At 71.4% G+C, this 20,350-nt stretch carries 22 protein-coding genes and 1 tRNA gene; 11 read left to right on the top strand and 12 right to left on the bottom strand.

Annotated features, from left to right (window positions below; translation table 11 throughout):
* Both P5G50_RS16085 and P5G50_RS16080 read left to right on the top strand, forming a co-directional pair.
* A complete protein-coding gene (locus tag P5G50_RS16085; RefSeq protein WP_301211996.1) occupies positions 1 to 516 on the top strand; it encodes an HNH endonuclease in 516 nt (171 codons plus the stop codon).
* Positions 517 to 541: 25 nt separating this feature from the next.
* Positions 542 to 616: transfer RNA gene (locus tag P5G50_RS16080), tRNA-Arg, on the top strand.
* A gap of 23 nt (positions 617 to 639) precedes the next feature.
* Here the strand turns inward: P5G50_RS16080 and P5G50_RS16075 are convergent.
* Positions 640 to 1,200 (bottom strand): dihydrofolate reductase family protein, encoded by a 561-nt coding sequence (locus P5G50_RS16075; RefSeq protein WP_301211997.1) that lies wholly within the window; start codon positions 1,198 to 1,200, stop codon positions 640 to 642.
* 50 nt (positions 1,201 to 1,250) lie between these two features.
* On the opposite strand from P5G50_RS16075, the gene P5G50_RS16070 reads away from it, so the two are divergent.
* The 3 genes from P5G50_RS16070 (at position 1,251) to P5G50_RS16060 (ending at position 4,560) form a co-directional block, all read left to right on the top strand.
* On the top strand, positions 1,251 to 1,478 hold the full coding sequence (locus P5G50_RS16070; protein ID WP_301211998.1) for an RNA-binding S4 domain-containing protein: 228 nt from the start codon (positions 1,251 to 1,253) through the stop codon (positions 1,476 to 1,478).
* Positions 1,479 to 1,567: 89 nt separating this feature from the next.
* Positions 1,568 to 2,977, top strand: a complete 1,410-nt coding sequence (locus P5G50_RS16065) for an MFS transporter (RefSeq protein ID WP_301211999.1) — start codon at positions 1,568 to 1,570, stop codon at positions 2,975 to 2,977.
* Between the two features lie 128 nt (positions 2,978 to 3,105).
* Entirely contained in the window at positions 3,106 to 4,560 is a 1,455-nt protein-coding gene (locus tag P5G50_RS16060) for an FAD-dependent monooxygenase (protein ID WP_301212000.1), read from the top strand.
* A 46-nt stretch (positions 4,561 to 4,606) separates the two neighbouring features.
* Here P5G50_RS16060 and P5G50_RS16055 read toward each other — a convergent pair whose 3' ends face one another.
* The gene (locus P5G50_RS16055; protein WP_301212001.1) at positions 4,607 to 5,005 is read right to left on the bottom strand and encodes an ImmA/IrrE family metallo-endopeptidase; all 399 of its coding nucleotides are present in this window, start codon (positions 5,003 to 5,005) and stop codon (positions 4,607 to 4,609) included.
* A gap of 53 nt (positions 5,006 to 5,058) precedes the next feature.
* A complete protein-coding gene (locus tag P5G50_RS16050; protein ID WP_301212002.1) occupies positions 5,059 to 5,535 on the bottom strand; it encodes a helix-turn-helix domain-containing protein in 477 nt (158 codons plus the stop codon).
* A 111-nt stretch (positions 5,536 to 5,646) separates the two neighbouring features.
* On the opposite strand from P5G50_RS16050, the gene P5G50_RS16045 reads away from it, so the two are divergent.
* The 4 genes from P5G50_RS16045 (at position 5,647) to P5G50_RS16030 (ending at position 10,554) form a co-directional block, all read left to right on the top strand.
* Positions 5,647 to 5,910, top strand: a complete 264-nt coding sequence (locus P5G50_RS16045) for a helix-turn-helix domain-containing protein (protein ID WP_301212003.1) — start codon at positions 5,647 to 5,649, stop codon at positions 5,908 to 5,910.
* 32 nt (positions 5,911 to 5,942) lie between these two features.
* A complete protein-coding gene (locus P5G50_RS16040) occupies positions 5,943 to 7,868 on the top strand; it encodes a cell wall-binding repeat-containing protein (RefSeq protein WP_301212005.1) in 1,926 nt (641 codons plus the stop codon).
* A 47-nt stretch (positions 7,869 to 7,915) separates the two neighbouring features.
* Complete coding sequence (locus P5G50_RS16035; protein ID WP_301212006.1) at positions 7,916 to 8,962, top strand: cell wall-binding repeat-containing protein; 1,047 nt, start codon at positions 7,916 to 7,918, stop codon at positions 8,960 to 8,962.
* A 155-nt stretch (positions 8,963 to 9,117) separates the two neighbouring features.
* The gene (locus tag P5G50_RS16030; protein WP_301212007.1) at positions 9,118 to 10,554 is read left to right on the top strand and encodes an LAVTG motif-containing sortase-dependent surface protein; all 1,437 of its coding nucleotides are present in this window, start codon (positions 9,118 to 9,120) and stop codon (positions 10,552 to 10,554) included.
* A 266-nt stretch (positions 10,555 to 10,820) separates the two neighbouring features.
* Here P5G50_RS16030 and P5G50_RS16025 read toward each other — a convergent pair whose 3' ends face one another.
* Positions 10,821 to 11,903: an epoxide hydrolase family protein gene (locus tag P5G50_RS16025; RefSeq protein ID WP_301212008.1), complete on the bottom strand. Its 1,083-nt coding sequence runs from the start codon at positions 11,901 to 11,903 to the stop codon at positions 10,821 to 10,823.
* Positions 11,904 to 11,999: 96 nt separating this feature from the next.
* Between P5G50_RS16025 and P5G50_RS16020 the strand changes: the two genes are divergently transcribed.
* Positions 12,000 to 12,608, top strand: coding sequence for a DnaJ family domain-containing protein (locus P5G50_RS16020; protein ID WP_301212010.1), 609 nt, complete (start codon positions 12,000 to 12,002; stop codon positions 12,606 to 12,608).
* Positions 12,609 to 12,633: 25 nt separating this feature from the next.
* Here the strand turns inward: P5G50_RS16020 and P5G50_RS16015 are convergent, their stop codons facing one another.
* The 3 genes from P5G50_RS16015 to P5G50_RS16005 are packed head-to-tail and all read right to left on the bottom strand — an operon-like array spanning position 12,634 to position 14,551.
* A complete protein-coding gene (locus P5G50_RS16015; RefSeq protein ID WP_301212012.1) occupies positions 12,634 to 13,401 on the bottom strand; it encodes a hypothetical protein in 768 nt (255 codons plus the stop codon).
* A complete protein-coding gene (locus P5G50_RS16010; RefSeq protein WP_301212014.1) occupies positions 13,398 to 13,934 on the bottom strand; it encodes a DUF6114 domain-containing protein in 537 nt (178 codons plus the stop codon). The genes P5G50_RS16015 and P5G50_RS16010 overlap by 4 nt, the downstream gene beginning before the upstream one ends.
* Positions 13,935 to 13,954: 20 nt before the next feature.
* The gene (locus P5G50_RS16005) at positions 13,955 to 14,551 is read right to left on the bottom strand and encodes a DUF6230 family protein (protein ID WP_301212015.1); all 597 of its coding nucleotides are present in this window, start codon (positions 14,549 to 14,551) and stop codon (positions 13,955 to 13,957) included.
* Positions 14,552 to 14,702: 151 nt separating this feature from the next.
* Between P5G50_RS16005 and P5G50_RS16000 the strand changes: the two genes are divergently transcribed.
* On the top strand, positions 14,703 to 15,299 hold the full coding sequence (locus P5G50_RS16000) for a TetR/AcrR family transcriptional regulator (RefSeq protein WP_301212017.1): 597 nt from the start codon (positions 14,703 to 14,705) through the stop codon (positions 15,297 to 15,299).
* Here P5G50_RS16000 and P5G50_RS15995 read toward each other — a convergent pair.
* The 5 genes from P5G50_RS15995 to P5G50_RS15975 form a co-directional block, all read right to left on the bottom strand.
* Positions 15,296 to 15,625: a hypothetical protein gene (locus P5G50_RS15995; RefSeq protein WP_301212018.1), complete on the bottom strand. Its 330-nt coding sequence runs from the start codon at positions 15,623 to 15,625 to the stop codon at positions 15,296 to 15,298. The genes P5G50_RS16000 and P5G50_RS15995 overlap by 4 nt on opposite strands.
* Positions 15,626 to 15,745: 120 nt before the next feature.
* On the bottom strand, positions 15,746 to 16,654 hold the full coding sequence (locus P5G50_RS15990) for a DsbA family protein (RefSeq protein WP_301212019.1): 909 nt from the start codon (positions 16,652 to 16,654) through the stop codon (positions 15,746 to 15,748).
* 147 nt (positions 16,655 to 16,801) lie between these two features.
* Complete coding sequence (locus P5G50_RS15985) at positions 16,802 to 18,064, bottom strand: alpha-hydroxy acid oxidase (RefSeq protein WP_301212021.1); 1,263 nt, start codon at positions 18,062 to 18,064, stop codon at positions 16,802 to 16,804.
* An 8-nt stretch (positions 18,065 to 18,072) separates the two neighbouring features.
* Positions 18,073 to 18,816, bottom strand: a complete 744-nt coding sequence (locus tag P5G50_RS15980) for a FadR/GntR family transcriptional regulator (protein ID WP_301212022.1) — start codon at positions 18,814 to 18,816, stop codon at positions 18,073 to 18,075.
* A gap of 95 nt (positions 18,817 to 18,911) precedes the next feature.
* Positions 18,912 to 20,291 (bottom strand): MDR family MFS transporter, encoded by a 1,380-nt coding sequence (locus P5G50_RS15975; protein ID WP_301212149.1) that lies wholly within the window; start codon positions 20,289 to 20,291, stop codon positions 18,912 to 18,914.
* Positions 20,292 to 20,350: the final 59 nt, after the last annotated feature.

The raw sequence follows: 20,350 nt of genomic DNA, 5'->3' as shown, positions 1-20,350 counted from the left end.
ATGAAGACACTGGTGCTCAACGCGAGCTACGAACCGCTCGGCGTCGTCTCGACGCGCCGCGCGATCCTCCTCGTCCTGTCGGGGAAGGCGTCGACCGTCGCCGCATCGGGTGCGCTGCTGCACAGCCGGTCCGTCGTGATGGACGCGCCGAGCGTCGTGCTGCTGAACCAGTACATCAAGGTGCCCCGCCGCCGCATCCCCCTGACCAGGAAGTCCGCGCTCGAGCGCTACGGCCACGTCTGCGCCTACTGCGGCAAGTACGGCGACACCCTCGACCACGTCGTCCCGCGCGCCCGCGGCGGCACGCACAGCTGGGACAACGTCGTGGTGGCGTGCTTCCGCTGCAACAACCACAAGTCCGACTCCCTGCTCGCAGAGCTCGGCTGGAAGCTCCCCTTCGAGCTGCGTGAGCCCGACCTCGACATGGCCTCCCTGATCAGCCTCCGCTGGAACGAGCCCCAGTGGGACGAGTACACCACCCCCTGGCGCCGCCACCAGCTGCAACTGGCCGGCTGAGCACCCCTGTAGACTCGGTGGGCCAGCCTCTGTAGCTCAATGGAAGAGCAGTTCCGTCCTAAGGAAACGGTTGGGGGTTCGAGTCCCTCCAGGGGCACCACCGGGTGACCGAAGCGTCGTCGGCTAGCCCCGCGGCCGGAACCGCAGCGCGATGACGCCTGACCGGAACTCCACCCGCTCCACGAGCTCCAGCTCGATGCGCTCCGTCAAGCCGTCGAGGAGCCGCGGTCCGTGGCCGACGAGCACCGGCTGCACGACGAACACGTACTCGTCGATCAGACCCTGTTCCGCCAGTGCGAGGGGGAGCGTCACCCCGCCGACGAAGAGGCCTTCGCCCGGCTCCTGCTTGAGCCGCACGATCGCCTCGCGCGGGTCGCCGCGGACCAGCTCGGCGTTCCAGTCGGCCTCCGTCAACGTGCTCGACACGACATGCTTCTTCGCGCCGTCGATGGCTTCGGCGAAGGGGATGTCCGACGCGCTCATCCACTCGGGCCATTCGCCCGAGGGCGGGCGGCGCCAGGCGGCCTCCATCATGCCGTAGGTGGTCCTGCCGAAGATCAGGGCATCGGCACGCTCCATCTCCGCGGTCCAGAAGCGCATCGACTCCTCGTCGGGAGGAAGTCCCGCCTCGTGGTGGACGCAGCCGTCGAGCGTGACGTTGATGGCATAGCGCAGTGGTCGCATCCCGTCGCCTCCCTCGCCCTCAACCTAGTGACAAGCGTTAGCATTTCGGAATGACCGAATCCGCTCCCATCGAGGACGTCAGCATCGGCGGCGACGGCATCCGCCTCGGGCAGTTCGTGAAGTTCGCGGGCCTCCTCGACTCCGGCGGCAACGTCAAAGAGGCCATCATCGACGGTTACGTGAGCGTCAACGGCGAGGTCGACCGCCGACGCGGACGCCAGCTGCAGCTCGGCGACGTCGTCACCTTCGAGGGGCGCAGCGTCCGCGTCCGCCCGTGATGCCCGCCGCACCTTCCCCGTAGCCACCCGCCCACCCGCGGCGTTAGCGTTCGCTCGCCACACACACACCGCGGCGAGAGGGGCGCAGCATGGCGGGGACAGGCGCGGGTACGGCCCGCACGGCGGCGGGATGGACGCTCCTCCCGCTCGCGCTCGCACAGTTCATCTGCTCGTTCGCGGGCTCCAACATGAACGTGATGCTCAACGACATGAGCCGCGATCTCGGGACCACCGTGTCGGGCATCCAGCTCTCCATCACGCTGTTCCTGCTGACGATGGCGGCGTTGATGGTCCCGTTCGGCAAGCTGACCGATCTGCTCGGCCGCAAGGTGTGCTTCCTGCTCGGCCTCGGCGTGTACGGGGTGGGGGCGGTGCTGAGCGCGCTGTCGCCGGGGCTCGGGCTGCTGATCCTCGGCAACTCGGTGCTCGAGGGGGCGGGCACCGCGCTGCTGATCCCTCCCGTGTACATCCTCGTCACGCTCTACTGGAAGGACGTGCAGGGGCGGGCGCGCGCGTTCGGCCTCGTCAGCGCGGCGGGCGGGATCGGCGCGGCGACCGGCCCGCTGATCGGCGGCTGGATCTGCAGCACCATCTCGTGGCGCGCCGCGTTCCTGTTCCAGGCGCTCGTCATCGTCGTCATCATCGTGTTCGCGCTGCGGCTCAAGGATCCGCTGCCCGCCGACCCCGGCCGCAGCTACGACGGCGTCGGCGCCCTGCTGTCGGGCGGAGGCCTCGTCGTCTTCGTCGCCGGAATCCTCGCCATCGACCGCACGCCGCTCTTCGCGGTCGCCCTGCTCGTCGCCGGCGCCGCGATCATCGCCGGGTTCATCGCATGGATCCGGAGGTTGGAGCGGCAGGGGCGCGAGCCGCTGATCTCGACGTCGCTGTTCGCCAATCGCGTCTCCGACCTCGGTCTCATCACGCAGAACTTCCAGTGGCTGCTGCTGATGGGCGTCTCGTTCCTGGTGTCCAGTCACCTGCAGGTGGTGCGGCAGTACGACGCCATCCAGACCGGGGTCATCTTCACGGCGGCGACCATCGGCATCCTCGTGTCGTCGCTGGCGGCGGGGAGGCTGGTGCGACTCGTCGCGCAGCGCACCCTCATCCTGGGCGGATTCGTGGTGACGGCGATCGGGACGGTGCTCCTGCTCTTCGTCGGCGAGCTGCCGGGCGGCTGGCCGTACGTGCCGGGGCTCCTGGTCATCGGCCTCGGGGTCGGCGTGATGCTGACACCGAGCGTCAACGTGGTGCAGTCCGCGTTCCCGGAGGAGCAGCAGGGCGAGATCTCCGGGCTCTCGCGCAGCGTCTCGAACCTTGGGTCGAGTTTCGGCACCGCCATCGTCGCGACGGTGCTGGGCTTCGGTGCGGGGCAGCGCGCCGGCGGCTACGTGCTCGCGATGGTCGTGCTCGTCGTCGTGGCGGTGGGAGGGGCGGTCGTCTCGGGCTTCCTGCCCGGGCGGACGGCGGAGTCGCGGAGCGCGGCGCCGCAACCCGGTTGACCGGCTCCCGCCCGCATCTCCAGGATACCGGTCGGCGCCCCGCTTGCGGCAAGGCCACCTGAGCCCGGCATAATGGCCGGTCCTGGCAGGATTCGGTGGGCGGATCCTGCGCCGACGGGAGGAAACGCATGGGTTCCGACGAGTTCGACGTGGTCATCGCCGGCGGCGGCCCGACCGGCATGATGCTGGCGGCAGAGCTGCGGTTGCACGGCGTGGAGGTGGTCGTGCTCGAACGGGACGCGGAGCCGACCAGACTGGTCCGGTCGCTCGGGCTGCATCCCCGCAGCATCGAGATCCTCGACCAGCGGGGCCTCCTGGAGCGCTTCCTCGCCGAGGGGACCGCCTACCCCGGGGCGGGCGGCAGCTTCGCCGGCATCGTGCCGCCGCATCCCGTGGAGCTCGACACCGCGCACGGGTACGTGCTCGGCCTCCCGCAACCGGTCACGGACCGGCTGCTCGCCGAGCGCGCCATCGAGCTCGGGGCGGACGTGCGGCGCGGGACCGAGCTGGCGTCCTTCGAGCAGGACGAGGGCGGCGTGAGCGTCGAGCTGGCGGACGGCGGCAGGCTGCGGGCGCGCTGGCTGGTGGGCTGCGACGGTGGCCGCAGCCGCATCCGGCGGCACCTGGGCGTCGACTTCCCGGGAGATGCGGCCACCACGGAGTGGCTGCTCGGGGAGGTGGAGGTCACCACGGCGCCCGAAGAGGTGGCCGCGATCTCCGAACGGGTCAGGGCGACGCACCGCGGGTTCGGCATCGGTCCGGCGGGCGACGGCCTGTACCGGGCGGTGGTGCCCGCCGCGACGGTGGCGGAGGACCGCACGGTCGCCCCGACGCTCGACGAGTTCCGCGAGCGGCTCACCGCGTTCGCGGGGACCGACTTCGGCGCGCACTCGCCACGCTCGCTCACGCGGTTCACCGATGCGACCCGCCTCGCCGAGCGGTATCGCGTGGGCCGCGTCCTGCTGGCGGGCGACGCCGCGCACGTGCACCCGCCGCTCGGCGGCCAGGGGCTGAACCTCGGCATCCAGGACGCGTTCAACCTCGGCTGGAAGCTGGCGGCCGCGGTGGCCGGGTGGGCGCCGGAGGGGCTGCTCGACTCGTACGGCGAGGAGCGCCGGCCGGTCGCGGCCGAGGTGCTCACGCTCACGCGTGCGCAGAGCGAGCTGATCTCGCCCGAGCCGGGACCGCAGGCGGTGCGCCGGGTGCTCACCGAGGTGCTCGCGTTCCCGGACGCCGCCCGGTTCATCGCCGAGCGGATCAGCGGCATCGGCATCCGCTACGACCTCGGTGGGGCGACGGGGGAGGCGGAACTGCTCGGCCGCCGGCTGCGCGACCTTCCGCTCGCCGGCGGCCGGCTCTACGAGCACCTCCACGCGGGCCGGGGCCTGGTGCTCGACCGCAGCGGCGCTCTGTCGACGGGCGGATGGGCGGATCGCGTCGACCTGCTCGTGGATGCCGGGGTCGCCCTCCCCGCGCCGGCGGCACTGCTGCGGCCGGACGGCCACGTCGCCTGGCTGGGCGACGACCAGGGCGCCCTCGACCGAGCTCTCGAACGCTGGTTCGGGGCGTCCTCGGCCGAGTGAGCCAGGCGGGGCGCGCTGCCGCGGCCGGCGGACAGCCGCCTCGCCCTTACAGCGCGCCCTGTACCCGCATGACCCGATCGCCCACCCGTTGCAGGCAGTTCTCCTGGAAGTGGCGCACCAGCTGCTCGGTGACGCACAGCTCCTCGGCGATGTGCGCGATGTCCGGGTTGACCAGCTCGAGCGCCGCGTAGTCGTACGGGTCGATCAGCAGGTCGGCCGCGTAGCTGTCGGCCAGGCGCTCGGCGCGCGAGCTGTTGCCCCGGTGCCCGTAGTCGTGATGGCCGAGCTCATGCGCGATCGTGGTGCGCCGCTCCGACGGCGTGAGCCCGACGTCGAAGTAGATCCGCGACTCGTCGGGCGAGTAGTACCCCATGATCCCCGGTGGGAGGTGCGCGGCGCACACCCGCAGCCCCCGGTCGGCCGCCATCCCCAGCAGCATCCGCATCGTTCCCCCTGTTCCGCGCGCCGTGCGGCGCGCTGCTCCGGCGGCGCCCCGCGTCAGCCGCGTGCGTCGCGCTCCGTCGTCCTCCCCTCCGGTTTGGCGGCGAGGCCCACGTCCCCCGTGGAGACGCCGCCGTCCGCGTAGTCGAAGTCGTCGGCGTCGGGGAGAGTATGCCCGGCGGCACCGACAGAGCCGCCGCGCGGCCGGACGCGACCGCCCGTCGCGGCGTCGACGAGGGGGACCACGCGGGGCGGCGGTGTGCCGCGCGAGCGCAGCGACGCCTCCAGCACCTCCCTGTCGATGCGGGCGATGAAGTCCTCCGGCTGGGTGCCGAGGAAGCGGGCGAACGCCTCCACGTCGGCGAGGGAGAACTCGTACTTGCCGCTGATGCGGTCGCGGACGTAGGTCTCCGACCTCCCGAGCTCGTGGGCGAGCCCGCGCCCGGACAGCCGGAGCTGCCGCATCCCGCGCCGGATCGCCTCGGCGACGAGGTCGCCGAAATGACTCGGCGGGTCCTGCTTGTGACGTGCCATGTCCCCATCATGTCGGGCGGAGTCCGGGAGGCGGTGACGTGTCGAGACGGCGTCGCTGAAATGCGTCGTGAAACATTGACAATGCCGTTCTAGGAACGCAAGACTGCCTTCATGACGATCTTCCCCGCCTCCACCGACAGGGCGGCCTCCCTCTCGCAACGGGTCGCGACACGCGTCCGGATGCTGATGGCGGCCCGCCGCGCGACCAACCGCGAGCTGGCCGAGGTGCTCGGCCTCAGCGAGCGCGCGGCGCAACGCCGTCGCCAGGGCCACCTCGAGTTCAGCCTGAGCGAGCTGGAGCTCGTCGCGAACTGGCTCGAGGTGGACCCGGCCGCGCTGCTGAGCGGGCGCGGGATCGGCGGGGGAGCGGTGTGACGAGGGTCGTCCGGCAGAAGAAAGGAACACGTATGGGGATACGAACGAAGCGACGAGGAGGCGGTGCTGTCGCCGTGGTCGCGGTGCTGGCGGGACTCGTGCTCGCAGGTGGCGGGGCGCTGCCGGCGGGTGCGGTCGAGGGGCTCGACGACGATGCTCTCCCGGCGGTCGACCTCGAGACGGGCCACCGGATTCCGGAGGGCCCTTTGTCGCTGGGAGGGACAGCGGGTTTCCTGACCTACGCCGGCATTCGCGCCAACGTGCGTGATTACACCGTCCGATTCGTGACGTCGAGCCGCGCCGAGCTCTATCGTGCGCCGATGCAGGCAGTCGCCGACGAACTCCGAGGTCTCGGCGTGGCCAACCTCAACATCGTGGCCGGGCAGTTCCCCGAGAAGCAGCCGCGCGAGCACGAGATCTACGTCCTCACGGAGCCGCAGGTGCCGTGCCGAACGGGATCCGCAGCGTGCGCTCAACCACTCGTCGTCCCGCGGGCGAGCCCGGGTGAGTACCTGGCCAGCGCCGGCTACGTGTGGGTGGTGCCCATGGTCGACCGCTACGCCGAGGTCGATCGTCGCCATGTGCTCGCGCACGAGATCGGGCATGTCCTGGGTCTCGACCACTACAGCGCCAGCTTCGCGGGTAGCTATCAGGTCATGCATCCGTCCGACTACACCGCCAAGACCTACCAGAAGGGCGACATCGCCGGGCTGACATACCTCACCGGCGCTGCGCCGCGTGGCAGTCTCGACTCGGTCACGGTCCTCTCGCCGGGAACCGCGCGCGTTGTCGGCTGGGGGGTCGATCCCGATCAGTTCGCCGCCGCGTCCGTCCGCGTGACGATCGACGGTGCGACGGTTGCCGAGCGTGCCACCACCGTACGTCGGCCCGACGTCGACAGCGCATTGGGTCTGATCGTCGGAACCCCGCGCGGCTTCGACATCACCGTCACCATGGCTGCGGGCGCGCACATCGTCTGCGTCGCAGTGAAGAACTTTCCTCTCACCACGTGGCAGGGCGTCGGTCAGTGCCGCCCCGTCACCGCCGCGGGCGCCGTCGCGGTCGATCGCATCCAGGGTGCCGACCGCTACGCCTCGGCCGCCGCGGTCTCGCGCGCCGCCTTCCCGTCGACGGCGCCGGTCGTGGTCGTCGCGAACGGCGACGCCTTCCCCGACGCGCTCGCCGCGGGGCCGGTCGCGAGCAAGCTCGGCGGGCCCCTCCTGCTCACGCAGGCCGCGGGTCTCCCGGCGGCGACCGCCACCGAGATCGCACGGCTCAAGCCGGCGAGGATCGTCGTTGCGGGAGGCACAGCCTCCGTCTCCGACGCCGTGTGCGCCGCACTCGCCAAGCTCACCACGACGATGGCGCGAGTGGGTGGTGTCGACCGCTACGACACCTCCCGCCGCCTCGCGACGTATGCCTTCGCCTCCGCGGGCAGCGCGTACGTCGCTTCGGGTGACGCGTTCCCCGACGCGCTCGGGGCGGGTGCTGCGGCTGCGCGCGCCAACGGCCCGCTGCTGCTGGTCAACACCGCCGCGAATGCCGGCATCGACGCGCCGACGGCCTCGTTGCTGACGAAGCTCAAGACGACCCGCGTGCGGGTGGCCGGCGGAACGGCCGCGGTCGCCGACGGGACGGTGAACACGGTCAAGGCGGCCGTCGCCGACACGAAGCGGGTCTACGGTGCGGACCGGTTCGAGACGGCCATCGCGCTGAGCAAGGACGGCTTCAGCACATCCAGCGGGGCGTTCATCGTCAACGGGATGAACTTCCCCGACGGGATCGTGACGCCGCCGCTCGCGGCGCGCACCGGATCGCCGGTGTTCCTGTCGCCGGGGACCTGCGTTCCCAAGGGTGTTCTCGCCGAGCTCGGACGGCTCGGCACCCGCACCTTCACCCTGGTCGGCGGCACGACGTCGCTGACCGCCGCGGTCGCAGAGATGCAGCTGTGCGCCTGACCGACCTCCGCGTTTCCCTCCACCACTCCACGAAGGAGAAGAGTCTCATGATCCGACGCATTCTCAGCGCCTGTGCGGCAGCCGCCGTCGTCGTGACGGCGTTGGCGGCCGCCGGGCCGGCCGCCGCCTACGAGTTCGACTACAACGAGGGCGGGACACCGCTCGTCCTCCACGAGAAGAGCCGGCTGCAGGGCGACGATCGCTACGCGACGGCGGTCGCGGCCTCCCGGGCGACCTACCCGGGCACGGCCGACACGGTCTACCTGGCCAGCGGGCTGAACTTCCCGGACGCGCTGTCGGCCGGTCCGATCGCCGCCCGGGCGAAGGCTCCGCTGCTGCTGACGACGCCGTGGGGGCTGCCGCTGCCCGTCCGCGCGGAGCTGGAGCGGCTCAAGCCCAAGCGGATCGTGCTCGTGGGCGGGACGTCCAGCATCTCCGCGGCGGTCGAGCGGACCGTCGTACCGCTGGCGTCCTCCGTCGTGCGCGAGGGCGGTGCCAACCGGTACACCACCTCCTGGGGGCTGGCCGACCGGGCGTTCCCCGGGACCGTGCCCGCGGTGTACCTGGCGACGGCCGCGGACTACCCGGACGCCCTCTCCGCGGGCGCGGCGGCAGCGCGGGACGGGGCGCCGGTCCTGCTCGTCGATGGACAAGCGCCGACGCTGCACTCCACCGTCGTAGCGCTCATCAAGCGGATGAAGCCGACGACGATCTACGCCGTCGGTGGTGCCGCAGTGATCCCGGACAAGCTGCTCGCGTCCGTGCGCCCGGTAGCGACGGTGACCAGGCTCGGCGGCACGGATCGCTACGCGACCGCGGCAGCGGTCGGGGCCACTTGGACGAGTGCGACGCGGGCGTACATCGCCTCGGGGCAGAACTTCCCCGACGCCCTCGTCGGATCCTCCGTCGCCGGCAGCCAAGGACAGCCGCTCTTCATCGTCCCGGACATCTGCATGCCGCCGGAGGTGACGAAGACGGCCCAGGCGCTGAAGCTGACCGATGCGATCTTCCTGGGCGGACCTGCCGCCGTCGCCGAGGAGACATCACTCCAGAGCTGCGACGCGCGCACGATCATCGGGCCCATGATGCCGTGACACCGCCCGGAGACACCCCCGAGCCCCCTCGCTCGGGGGTGTTTCCCATCACAAACGTTCCCATATGATTTGTGAGGGGAATTCTCGGCGGGTTCCGGTCGTCGCGTCAGGCTTTCCCGGCAGTGTTCGACGACGACCTGACAGGTGCACATCACGTGAAGACCCGAAACTCCCGACGCTCCTGGGCGGTCCGCGCGACCTCCCTCGGCATCACCCTCGCCCTCACCGGCGGCGTCGCCCTCGTCGCGGCTGCTCCGGCCTCGGCCGACGACACCACCGTGGTCCACCCGGGCGACATCCGTCCCGACGAGACCACCTACCCCGGCTGGCACCAGGGCTACGCGAACGCCGCCGACAAGGCCTCCATCACCGCCGAGGGTCTGGCGCTCACGGACGCGTCCCAGATCATCTACGGCTACACCGACACCGAGCGCCTCCCCGGCAACCAGCTGCTCTCGCTGATCGATGACGGTGAGGTGGCGTGGTCGAGCACGGCTGCCAGCGACCCCGCGTTCTTCCAGATCCCGGTGAACTACGGCAGCGGCGGCTTCACCACCCTCCGCCCCGCGCAGCCCGTCGCCGGCGACAACACCGCTTCGCGCGACCAGCAGTGGGTCAGCAGCAAGGCCATCCCGGCGAGTGACGCGAACGCCACCGAGCTGCCCGCGAACACGCCCGCCGCCCTCGGCGACATCCTCGCCGCACTCGACATCAACACGGTGCAGGTGCTGGGCTTCGGCGTGCTCACGCAGGACGGCACGTCCAGCACGGTCACGAGCATCCGCTGGAACTACGCGACCTACACCTTCGCGCAGGACCAGCTCGCCGCCGGCACCGTGACCATCGCCGGGGAGTCGAAGATCGGCGCCACCCTGACCGCGACGACCGCGGGATGGCCGGCAGGCACCACCTTCAGCTACCAGTGGTTCTACAGCGGCGGCCAGTTCGGCGGCGAGATCGAGGGCGCGGCCGACGCTCCCACCTACACGATCACCGACGCCCAGGCGGGCCTGCAGGTCGGCGTCCGCGTCACCGGACACAAGGACGGCTTCGCCGACACCGCGGTGAACAGCAACCTCACCGACTGGATCCCGGCGCCGCAGAAGCCGGCCATCCCGGCTCCGGCCGCCTCGTCGGCGGACCTTCCCGCGTACTTCGCCGCGAACGGCGTCACGGTGCAGTCGCCCTCGGCGGCGCAGCTTCCGGAGAGCCTCGACCCGGCGCAGTCGTACGAGGCGAAGCTCGCCTGGGCGGCGCACGACACCTACGTCGACGTGTACGCCTACTCGACTCCCGTGCTCGTCGGCACGTTCCCGGTCGTGAACGGTGTCGCGCAGATCACCCTCACCTCCGCGCAGCTCGCCCAGCTCGGCGCCGGTCCGCACACCCTCGTCGTCGTCGGACAGACGACCGGCCTCGTCGCGGGTGTCTCGTTCACGGTCGCCGCCGTGGCGGCCACCGCCGCGACGGATGGCGCCATGCTGGCCGACACCGGCTCGGACATCGCTCTGCCGGTCGCGGGAGCGGCTCTGCTGCTGCTCGTCGGCGCCGGCCTGCTCGTGGCGCGCCGCCGCCGGGCGGCGCGCGCCTGACGGCTGCCGCCCGCACGCTCGAACGCCCCGCTCCGACCGGAGCGGGGCGTTCTGCGTCCTCCGCGAAGAAAATCGTCTGCGACGGGTTGACATCTCATGACAGGCGTTTACTGTGTGCACTAAGCAACCGGATGGCAGGCCGAACCGCTAGGGGGCGGACGGCAGTACTGCGTTCCCGGTAGGCGGCGGTGGACTTTTCGGGTAAGTCCGCCGCCGCCGCTGTCTTTAACGAGGCAGAACGCCGCGGCATGACGAGCGTCAGGCCCTCAGCGGACCTCCGCCTCCAGGGACATGATCGCGGCGGCCACGCGCTCCGGAGCCTCCCACGCGGTGAAGTGCCCGCCCGCCTCCAGCCGCTCGAAGGCACGGATATCGGTGTAGGTCTTCTCGGCGAGGCTGCGCGGGTAGCCCGCTTCATGGCGCTGGATCAGGATCGACGCGGGCACCTCGATCAGCGGGTGCGGTCCCTCCTGGGCGTCACCTTCGGCGTAGGGGCGGAAGCTCGTGCCGATCGACCGCGTGAACCAGTAGACGGCGACGTTCAGCAGGAGGTCGTCGGTATCGATCCGCTCGAGACCTTCGCCGTCGCTCCACACCGCCACCTTCTCGGCGATCCAGGCCAGGAGGCCGCTCGGCGAATCGATCAGGGCGGCGGCGAGGGTGTCGGGCCGCGTGCCCTGCTGGTGCGCGTACCCGGACTCCGCCGGAGGGGCGACGCTCCGCAGGAACGCCCGCTCCTCGTCGCTCAGCTCAACCCCGGGCCGGTCGCGGGCAGAGAAGGAGGCGTGGGAGGCGACAATGCCGGCGACCGCGCCCGGCCGGGTCGCCGCGAGCCAGTCGCTCACCTCCGCCCCGACGTCCTCGCCGTAGGTGAGGTACCGCGGGTAGCCCAGCGCCTCCATCAGGCCGTGCCACCGGGCGGCGACCGCGGAGCCGGTGAACGGCACCGGCAGGACGTCCGAGTAGCCGTAGCCGGGCAGCGAGGGGATGACCACGTCGAGCTCACCGCGCAGCCGCTCCGCGAGCGCGAGCATCGACACGAACGAGTACGGCCACCCGTGCGTCACCACGACGGGCAGCCGTCCCGGCCTGCCTCCGCGGACCACCAGCGCGTGCACCGTGCAGCCGTCGACCTCCACGAGCCGCTGCCCGTATCCGTTGAGCCGGCGCTCGTGGGCGCGCCAGTCGAATCGGTCGCGCCAGCGGGCGACCAGCTCGCCGAGCACGGCGGGCGGGATGCCGCGCGACCAGTCCACCCCGGGCGTCGGCTCGGGCAGGATGGTGGCGTCCAGCCGCCGGTCGAGATCGTCGAGGGCGGCGTCGGGGACGGCGATACGGAACTCCTGCATCCCGCGACGGTAGCGCGGTCCACCGACAGTGGGGATCGGGAGGCGCCGACACCAGCGAGCGACGAACGCCCCGACTCCGCGGCGTACTGTGGGGGCATGCCCGACCGCACCCCGCGCGATCCTGCGCGCGACAGCGATCCGCGGGTGGAGGCCGTCCGTTACCGGCTGAGACGCGACGCGGAGGCGCGCGGCGAGGAGGTCGAGGAGGTCAACGCCGGCCAGCCCTCGATGGACCAGCGCGCGCACGTGATCGAGAACGCGATCCAGCAGGCGATCCGTCGCGGCGACTTCGACGACCTTCCCGGCGCGGGCAAGCCGCTGCCCGGGCTCACCGGCACGCACGACCCGGACTGGTGGATCCGCCGCAAGATCGAGCGCGAGCAGCTGACCGGCCTCGGCCCTCCCGCGCTCACCCTGCGCGCCGAGGACAAGGAGCTGCACGCGAAGCTCGACGGCCTCCCCTCCGAGCGGGCCGTGCGCGACCACCTCCACGACTTCAACCGGCGGGTCGTGGAGGCGCGGCGCCAGCTGCAGGGCGGCCCGCCGGTCGTCACGCCGACCCGCGACGTCGACGCGGAGATCGCGGCCTGGCAGGAGCGCCGGACCCAGCGCCTCCGCGACGCCGAGGCTCGCCGCCGGGCGGAGCAGGAGGCGCTCGCGGCCCTGAGCAGACGCGAACGTCGACGGTTGCGGCGCGGTCGCTGAGGGACCCCGCGCCGAGCGCCGGCGCCTACTCGGTCAGATGCTGGTGCGGGTTGTCGAACGCGATGGAGTCGGCGGTCACGCCGACGAGGCCGAGCGTCACCTTCACCAGCTGTGGCGGGAGCCCGTCGGCCGGCGGGGGAGTCGTCGCCCCGAGTGTCCACGAGCGACCGTCCGCGTCCGTGGCGGTGAGCGAGTTCACGTAGACGTGCACCTTGCCGCGCAACGCCATCCGGTCGGCGGTCGTGGCGAGCACCGGCCCGGTCTCCTTGCGCACGGTGAGGCTGAAGCCGTCGACGGTGATGCCGTCGGCGCTGAGCTCGAGCACGGGGATGCGGCTGCCGTCCGCGAGCGGCACCGTGACGACGGCGACGAGCGGGATGCCCGTGAACGACAGCGAGCGGCTGCCGAGCTGCGCGGGCGGCTGCGTGAAGACGGGGGCTCCGGCAGCCGGCCCCGACGGTGTCGCGGTCGGCGTGGGGGTCGGGGTCGCCGGGGCTCCGGGAGCGGTGGGCGGTCCTGGTGTCGGTGTGGAGGTGCTGCTCCCGCCTCCGGAGCCGCCCGAGCCGGTGCCGGGCGGCGGGGGGAGTGTCGGCAGGGACGGGTCGGCGGCACCGCCTCCATCGCTCTGGGTCGGTGTCGGCGTCGGGGTCGGGGAGCTGCACGGCAGCAGGATCGGGATGCACAGCGCGCTCGGCGCCGCCGCCGGCACGCGGGCCGCGCCGAGACCGGCCACCGCCACCGCTACGCACGCGACGAGGGCACCGAACAGCCGCCCGGGTCGACGCCGTCTCACGCCTCGCCGCTCCGGTGCTCGGCCTCCCGATCAGCGGGCGACCCATCGGTGCCAGGTGCCTCTGCGACAGGTGTCTCCACGACGGATGCCTCCGCCACAGGCGCCTCCGCGCCCTCCGCAGCACCGCCCTTCGGCATCCACGCCACCGTCAGGATCCCTCCGACCGTGCTCAGCAGCATCCCGATGAAGAAGCCGCCGAGGTTCACACCGACGAGCGAGTAGACCGCGACCGCCAGCGCGATCACGCCGTAGAAGATGCGATGCGCCGGCATCGCGATCGCGAGCACGCCGAGCACCACGAGCAGGATCGGGATGATCGTCGCCTGCAGCCCCTCGATGCCGAGCTGCACGTGGATGCGGCCGATGTCGAGCTGGCCCGAGAAGAACAGCTCGATCCCGCCCAGCGCGGTGAGCAGCCCGCCGACGAAGGGCCGACGCCGGCGCCAGGCGCGGAACCGGGCCCACCGGCTCGACCTGCCGGACCGGCCCTCGGCGCCGCCGCCGTCGCCGCGCGCGGCGTGCGAGGCGCGCACAGAACGCGTTTCGCTCGCCGTCAGAAGCACGTCTTGGTCCCGTCCGTCAGCTGCACATGCATGCCGGTCAGGGTGAACACCGACGCCTGTGTCGACCACGCCGTCTGCTTGAGGTCGGTGATGGAGATGCCGTCGGCGTCCTGCGCGAAGTCGCCCGCGGTGCCCTTCGCCGTCGTGTCGACCGTCGAAGCATCGACGCCGATGCGGATGTTCGAGAACTCCGAGTTCCCCTGGAGGTCGGTCATGCCGATCTGCAGGTCGGAGGCCGAGGCGGGGGTCCCGCCGCCGCCCGCGGTGATCAGGATGCCCGCCTTGCCGAGCGGCGTGTCCGTGACGACGGACTGGCAGAGGTCGGAGAGGGTCGCCGTCTTGATGTTGGCGATCGCGACCTGGTGCTGGGTGCCCGCGGTGTCCGGGGCGACGCCGGCGTACTGCGAGAAGCCGCTGCCCTCCAGCTTCGACGCACTGATCTGGAACTGGCTGCCGGAGACCGCGAACGACACGGGCACGGCGCCCTGCGCGACTCCGGTCATGAGCAGCGTGGAGACCACGGCGACGGGAACGGCGGCCAGCACGATGCGGCCGCCGTGGCTGCGGGTCAGGGAACGGAACTTCATCGATCCTCCTGTTCGGGGACTTGACAGCACCGGCGCGGCCAGGTCCGTGTGCGAGCCTAGCCGCTATTGACGAGCTGTCAATAGCGCTCGGCGGCGACCCGTGCGCGAACCGAGCAGCGGCCGTCGCCCCGCTCGCGGATAGGCTCGACGCATGGAGGCGGACCGGCGCACGCGGCTCACGCCCGACGAGCGGCGGGCGCAACTCGTCGCGCTCGGGGTCGCGTTCCTCGCCGACAGCCGGCTCGACGAGCTGACGATCGAGGAGCTGTCGGCGCGTGCCGGCGTCTCGCGCGGCCTCCTGTTCCACTACTTCGGCTCGAAGCAGGGACTGCACCGGGAGGTGGTGCGCACCGCACGCGACAGCATGCTGCACGCGACGGAGCCGGTGCCCGATCTGCCGCCGCTGGAGCGCCTCCACGACACCCTCGCCCGGATCGTGGCGTTCGTGCGCGAGCACGGCGGCACCTTCTACTCACTGGTGCGCGGCGTCGCGAGCGTCGACACCGAGGTGCGGGCGGTCGTGGAGGAGGCGCGCGCCGAGCAGGCGCAACGCGTCGTGGCCGTGTTCCTCGAGCTGGGCGTCCCGGACACGCCGCTGCTGCGCATCGCGCTGCGCTCCTGGATCGCCTTCGCCGAAGAGGCCCTCGTCGAGACGGCCCTCGGCACGGATCTGCTCGCCGAGCGGATCGTCGGCTTCCTGGAGCGCAGCGCGCGCGGAGTGGTGGAGGCGGTGGAGGCGGAGGGCTAGATCCCCTCGTCCTCCACGTCCTCCTCGGTCAGCACGCCGTCGTCGAGGTCGCCCTGCGGGTCGTGCTCGTCGTAGACCGGCTCGGCCTCGCGCGGGGAGCCTCCGGTCGGTCCGTCATTGCCGTCGCCCGCGCCGGACCAGACCGTCTCGCCGGCCACGGCGTCGTTGGTCACCAGGTCGTCGGCGAACTCCTTCTCGGCGATCGGGTCGTCGAGCGCGTAGTCGACGTCGCCGGAGTCGGTGTCGGCCCAGCCCGCCGTGTCGCCGGCGTCGCCCTCGCCGATGGTCTCGTCCTCGACGCCCTCCTCGGGGATGCGGTCGTCCATCCGGTTCTCCTCTCGTTGTGGTCGCCTCGGACGGTACACCGCGAACGCAGAAGGGTCCCGACCCGCCGCGACCGCGTGAGGCGGACGGCGTGTCGGGACCCTTCGGATCCGCGTGGCGGGCTACTTGCCCGGCGTCGGGAACGTGACCGAGCCGCTGTCGCCCGCGTCCTTGACGGCCGCGGCGACGAACGCCTTGAACTGGTCGGCGTCGGTGAACCCGCCCTGGTAGCGCTGGCCGTTCACGAACACGGTCGGCGTGCCGAAGCTGCCGGTGCTCGGGTTGACCAGCTGCTTGTCCTTGACCGCCGACTGCGTGCGGTTGGTGATGAACTTGGCGTAAGTCTGGTCGTTGACGCACTTGGTGATCGCGTCGGACTCCACGCCGGCGTCCTTGAACACGCCGAGGATCTGCTCGTTCGTGAGGCCGGTGCCGGTCTGCTCGTCCGGCTGGTTGGCGAACAGCGCGCTGTTCACGTCGAAGAACTTGTTGGGCTCATAGTTGGCGACGCAGGAGGCGGCCGCGGCCGCGCGGGTCGCGTACTCCTTGTTCTGCGACGAGTCGAGGATGGCGACCGGGTGGATCTCGAGGGTCGCGCTGCCGTCGGCCATCATCTGCTTCATCTGGTCGGAGTTCGTGGTCTCGAACTGGTTGCAGTACGGGCACTGGTAGTCGAGCCAGATCTGGATGTGCGCGGTCTTGCCGTCGAGCGTCTGCTTCGTGGCGGTCGGCTCGGCACCGGACGCGATCGCCGGGGTGGTCACGGCCTTGTCCGCCTTCTCGAGCAGGATGCCGCCGCTCAGCATGTTCTTCGGGTTGGCGACGTTGCTGGAGGCGCTGACGCTCGTGAAGATGACGACGCCCACGATGGCGAGCACCGCGACGATGCCGACGATCACGGAGCTCTGCACGATCACCTTGCGGCGCTTGGCCTTCTTGGCGGCCTCCTCGCGCATCTTCCTGGCGGTCTCCCGCGCCTCTTCGCGGCGATCCCGCTTGGACGGGCTGGACGCCCCTCTCCCCGTTGCCATTCAGCTCATCCCATCGACAGGTGACAGTTTCCTCATGATCGTATTAGGGAGTTGCTATGAAGCGGCTGTACCGGGGCCCGGACGGGGGTGTGAGAGCAACCCCCGTCCGGGTGCTGACGCCGCGGTGAGTGACTCCGATGCCTACGCTTACGCCAGCGCCCGCGCCGTCGCCTCCTGGCGGCCGAGCGGCACCAGGCGCGTCAGCTGGGTGACGTGCGCAGGGGTGAGCTCCTCCAGGGTGGAGACCTCGAGCAGCTTCATCGTGCGGACGACCTGGTCGGTGAGGATCTGGATGGTGCGGTCGACGCCCGCGCGGCCTCCCGCCATCAGGCCGTAGAGGTAGGCGCGGCCGATCAGGGTGAACTTCGCGCCGAGCGCGTAGGCGGCGACGATGTCGGCCCCGTTCATGATGCCGGTGTCGATCGCGATCTCGGTGTGGGCGCCGACCTCCTTGACGACCTCCGGGAGGAGGTGGAAGGGGATGGGCGCGCGGTCGAGCTGGCGGCCGCCGTGGTTGGAGAGCACGATGCCGTCGACGCCGAGGTCGACCAGCTTCTTCGAGTCCTCGACGTTCTGCACGCCCTTGATCACGATCTTGCCCGGCCACATGCTGCGGATGATCTCGAGGTCCTCGAAGTTGATCGAGGGGTCCATCGCCGCGTTCAGGAGGTCGCCGACCGTGCCGCCGGTGGAGGAGAGGGACGCGAACTCCAGCTTCGGCGTGGTGAGGAAGTCGTACCACCACCACGGCCGCGGGATGGCGTTGATGATCGTACCGAGGGTCAGCTGCGGCGGGATCGAGAAGCCGTTGCGCTTGTCGCGCAGGCGCGCGCCGGCGACGGGGGTGTCGACGGTGAAGAAGAGTGTGTCGAACCCGTTCGCGGCGGCGCGCTTGACGAGCTCGTACGAGATCTCGCGCTGACGCATCACGTAGAGCTGGAACCAGTTGCGGCCGGTCGGGTTGGCGGCCTTCACGCCCTCGATGGAGGTGGTGCCGAGCGTCGAGAGCGTGAACGGGATGCCCGCGGCACCCGCGGCTCCGGCTCCCGCCACCTCGCCCTCGGTCTGCATGAGCCGGGTGAAGCCGGTGGGCGCGATGCCGAACGGGAGGGCGGAGGGGCCGCCCCAGATCGTGCAGGAGGTGTCGACCGTCGACACGTCGCGCAGGATCGACGGGTGGAACTCGATGTCCTGGAAGGCCTGGCGGGCACGGGCCAGCGACAGCTCGCCCTCGGCGGCGCCCTCGGTGTAGTCGAACGCGGCCTTCGGAGTGCGGCGCTTCGCGATGCGCTGGAGGTCCTCGATGGTGAGGGCGTTCTCGAGGCGGCGCTTCTTGAGGTCGAGCTCCGGCTTCTTGAACTGCATGAGCTCCAGTAGCTCGACGGGCTTCGGGAACTGGCGGTTGACCATGACGGTTCCTAACGGTGTTCGTGGACGGGGGACGGAGAGGACGCGTCGCCGGTGACCGGCGATGCGTCGCGGTAGTAGCCGCTGATGTGGTCGTGGATGCGGGTGCGCGCGGCGGAGGGGTCGCCGGCGGCGATGGCCTCCATCACCCCGCGGTGCTCGGCGCGGAGGCGGGAGGCCATGGCGGCCCAGTCGGGAACGCGCGCCGCGCCCTCGAGCACGTACCCCTCGATCGAGCTGCGCAGGCCGGACATGGTGGCGGCGACGACGGTGTTGCCGGAGGCGTCGGCGAGCGCCAGATGGAATTGCGCGTCGAGCGCGAGGAACTCCTCGGCGGTGAGGGAGGGGTCGTCCATGGCGTCGAGGAGGTGACGGGCGTCGGCCAGCTCGCCCGGCACGCCCGGTCGTTCCGCGAGGTCGGCGGCGACCGCGGTCTCCAGCAGCAGACGCGTGCGGACGACGTCGGCGACGGGGAAGCCGCTGGCCGCGACCTGCAACCGCATGAGCGCCTGCATCCCGCCGACCGGGCGGGCCACGATGATCGCGCCGGAGCTCGGGCCGGAGCCGGTCTGCGTGCGGACGAGGCCCATCGCCTCCAGCACCCGGATCGCCTCGCGCACGCTGGAACGCGCGACGCCCAGCTCGGCGGCGAGGGCGCGCTCGGCGGGGAGGTGGTCGCCGGGGCGCAACCGGCCGTCGACGAGCCGCGCCTCGATATGGGCGAGCACGCCCTCCCAGGCCTTCGGCTCCGTCATCACGCGCCCCTCCTGCTCCCTCGCTGTGGTCCGACCATGTGGTCCGACCACATTAGCACGCGGCTCCAGAGGGGAGTGAGGGAGGGGGAGGTGCGCTACTCGGCGGGGGAGGGCGCGGCCGCCACCTCGACGTCCTCCACGCGTGCGCGCGGCATCGTGAGGGCGGCGACGATCGTGAGCGCGGCGACGATCGCGGTCGCCACGAACACGGCGGTGGAGGCGGCCTGCACGGTCCCCGGGTCCTTCTCCCCGTTCGCCGTGCCGGCGATGATCGCGTTCGCGATCGCGCCGAACACCGCGACGCCCACCGCGCTGCCGATCGAGCGGGCGAACATGTTGGTCCCGGTCACGACGCCGCGCTCGTTCCACGGCACGCTCGACTGGGCGGCGATCAGCGTCGGCGTCGCGACGAGGCCCATCCCGAGCCCGACGACGAAGCAGCTGATCGCGACCGAGACGACGCTCGGCTGGAGGGAGGTCGCCGCCAGCGCGACCGCGCCGATCACAGCCAGCGCGGTGCCGATCAGCGCGGTGTTGCGGAAGCCGATGCGCAGGTAGAACCGCCCCGACTGGCTCGCCGCGAGCGGCCAGCCCAGGGTGAGGGCCGCCACCGCGAGACCGGCGACGAGCGGTGCGGAGCCGATCGTGCCCTCGAGGTAGGTCGGCACGTACGAGGTGAGCCCGATCAGGATGGCGCCGATGCCGAGCGAGACGAGCGTCGTCGTCACGAGCAGCCGGCGGGAGAAGACCCAGAGCGGGAGGACCGGCTCGGCCGCCCGGCGCTCCACGAGCGCGAACGCCACGAGCAGCAGTGCTCCGAGAGCGAAGGCCCCGATGCTCCACACCGAGTCCCACGCCCACGCCTGGCCGCCTTCGAGCACGGCGAGGATGAGCAGGCTCATTCCGACGGTCAGCAGGGTCGAGCCCGCGTAGTCGATGCGGTGCCGCTTGCGCTCGATGCTTTCGTGGAAGGTGCGGATCAGCATCCACGCGGCGAGGATACAGAGGGGCACGTTGACGAAGAAGATCCACCGCCACGACAGGAATTGCGAGAACACGCCGCCGAGGGTCGGCCCGACGACCGACGAGATCGCCCACACGCTCGCGAGATAGCCCTGTGTCTTCGCGCGCTCGGCGACCGTGTAGATGTCGCCGGCGATCGTGATGGCCATCGGCTGCACCGCCCCGGCGCCGAGGCCCTGGATGGCGCGGAACACGATCAGCGCCGGCATGCTCCACGCGAACCCGCACAGCACCGAGCCGAGCAGGAACAGGGCGATGCCGATCAGCACGATCGGCTTGCGCCCGACCGTGTCGGCCAGCTTCGCATAGACCGGCACCGAGACCGCCTGCGCGAGCAGGTAGATGGAGAACAGCCAGGGGAACTGCGCGAACCCGCCCAGGTCGCTCACGATCGACGGCACCGCGGTGGCCAGGATGGTGGAGTCGATGGCCACGAGGCCCGTCGTCAGCATGAGGGCGATCAGGATGGGGCCGCGCTCCGAGCGGAAGCCGACGCCCGCCCTGGTCGCGG

Source organism: Leifsonia williamsii, assembly GCF_030433685.1.
Lineage (GTDB): Bacteria > Actinomycetota > Actinomycetes > Actinomycetales > Microbacteriaceae > Leifsonia > Leifsonia williamsii.
This window is presented reverse-complemented; position numbering and strand designations above follow the sequence as displayed.

Excerpts from the sequence above, each read along its gene's own strand:
- P5G50_RS16075 (WP_301211997.1), bottom strand. The coding sequence starts at position 1,200 with ATGCGACCACTGCGCTATGCCATCAACGTCACGCTCGACGGCTGCGTC.
- P5G50_RS16045 (WP_301212003.1), top strand. The coding sequence starts at position 5,647 with ATGACGATCTTCCCCGCCTCCACCGACAGGGCGGCCTCCCTCTCGCAA.
- P5G50_RS16065 (WP_301211999.1), top strand. The coding sequence starts at position 1,568 with ATGGCGGGGACAGGCGCGGGTACGGCCCGCACGGCGGCGGGATGGACG.
- P5G50_RS16020 (WP_301212010.1), top strand. The coding sequence starts at position 12,000 with ATGCCCGACCGCACCCCGCGCGATCCTGCGCGCGACAGCGATCCGCGG.
- P5G50_RS16040 (WP_301212005.1), top strand. The coding sequence starts at position 5,943 with ATGGGGATACGAACGAAGCGACGAGGAGGCGGTGCTGTCGCCGTGGTC.
- P5G50_RS15990 (WP_301212019.1), bottom strand. The coding sequence starts at position 16,654 with ATGGCAACGGGGAGAGGGGCGTCCAGCCCGTCCAAGCGGGATCGCCGC.
- P5G50_RS15975 (WP_301212149.1), bottom strand. The coding sequence starts at position 20,291 with ATGCTGACGACGGGCCTCGTGGCCATCGACTCCACCATCCTGGCCACC.
- P5G50_RS16005 (WP_301212015.1), bottom strand. The coding sequence starts at position 14,551 with ATGAAGTTCCGTTCCCTGACCCGCAGCCACGGCGGCCGCATCGTGCTG.
- P5G50_RS16025 (WP_301212008.1), bottom strand. The coding sequence starts at position 11,903 with ATGCAGGAGTTCCGTATCGCCGTCCCCGACGCCGCCCTCGACGATCTC.
- P5G50_RS15985 (WP_301212021.1), bottom strand. The coding sequence starts at position 18,064 with ATGGTCAACCGCCAGTTCCCGAAGCCCGTCGAGCTACTGGAGCTCATG.
- P5G50_RS15995 (WP_301212018.1), bottom strand. The coding sequence starts at position 15,625 with ATGGACGACCGCATCCCCGAGGAGGGCGTCGAGGACGAGACCATCGGC.
- P5G50_RS16035 (WP_301212006.1), top strand. The coding sequence starts at position 7,916 with ATGATCCGACGCATTCTCAGCGCCTGTGCGGCAGCCGCCGTCGTCGTG.
- P5G50_RS15980 (WP_301212022.1), bottom strand. The coding sequence starts at position 18,816 with ATGACGGAGCCGAAGGCCTGGGAGGGCGTGCTCGCCCATATCGAGGCG.
- P5G50_RS16085 (WP_301211996.1), top strand. The coding sequence starts at position 1 with ATGAAGACACTGGTGCTCAACGCGAGCTACGAACCGCTCGGCGTCGTC.
- P5G50_RS16055 (WP_301212001.1), bottom strand. The coding sequence starts at position 5,005 with ATGCGGATGCTGCTGGGGATGGCGGCCGACCGGGGGCTGCGGGTGTGC.
- P5G50_RS16050 (WP_301212002.1), bottom strand. The coding sequence starts at position 5,535 with ATGGCACGTCACAAGCAGGACCCGCCGAGTCATTTCGGCGACCTCGTC.
- P5G50_RS16060 (WP_301212000.1), top strand. The coding sequence starts at position 3,106 with ATGGGTTCCGACGAGTTCGACGTGGTCATCGCCGGCGGCGGCCCGACC.
- P5G50_RS16070 (WP_301211998.1), top strand. The coding sequence starts at position 1,251 with ATGACCGAATCCGCTCCCATCGAGGACGTCAGCATCGGCGGCGACGGC.
- P5G50_RS16000 (WP_301212017.1), top strand. The coding sequence starts at position 14,703 with ATGGAGGCGGACCGGCGCACGCGGCTCACGCCCGACGAGCGGCGGGCG.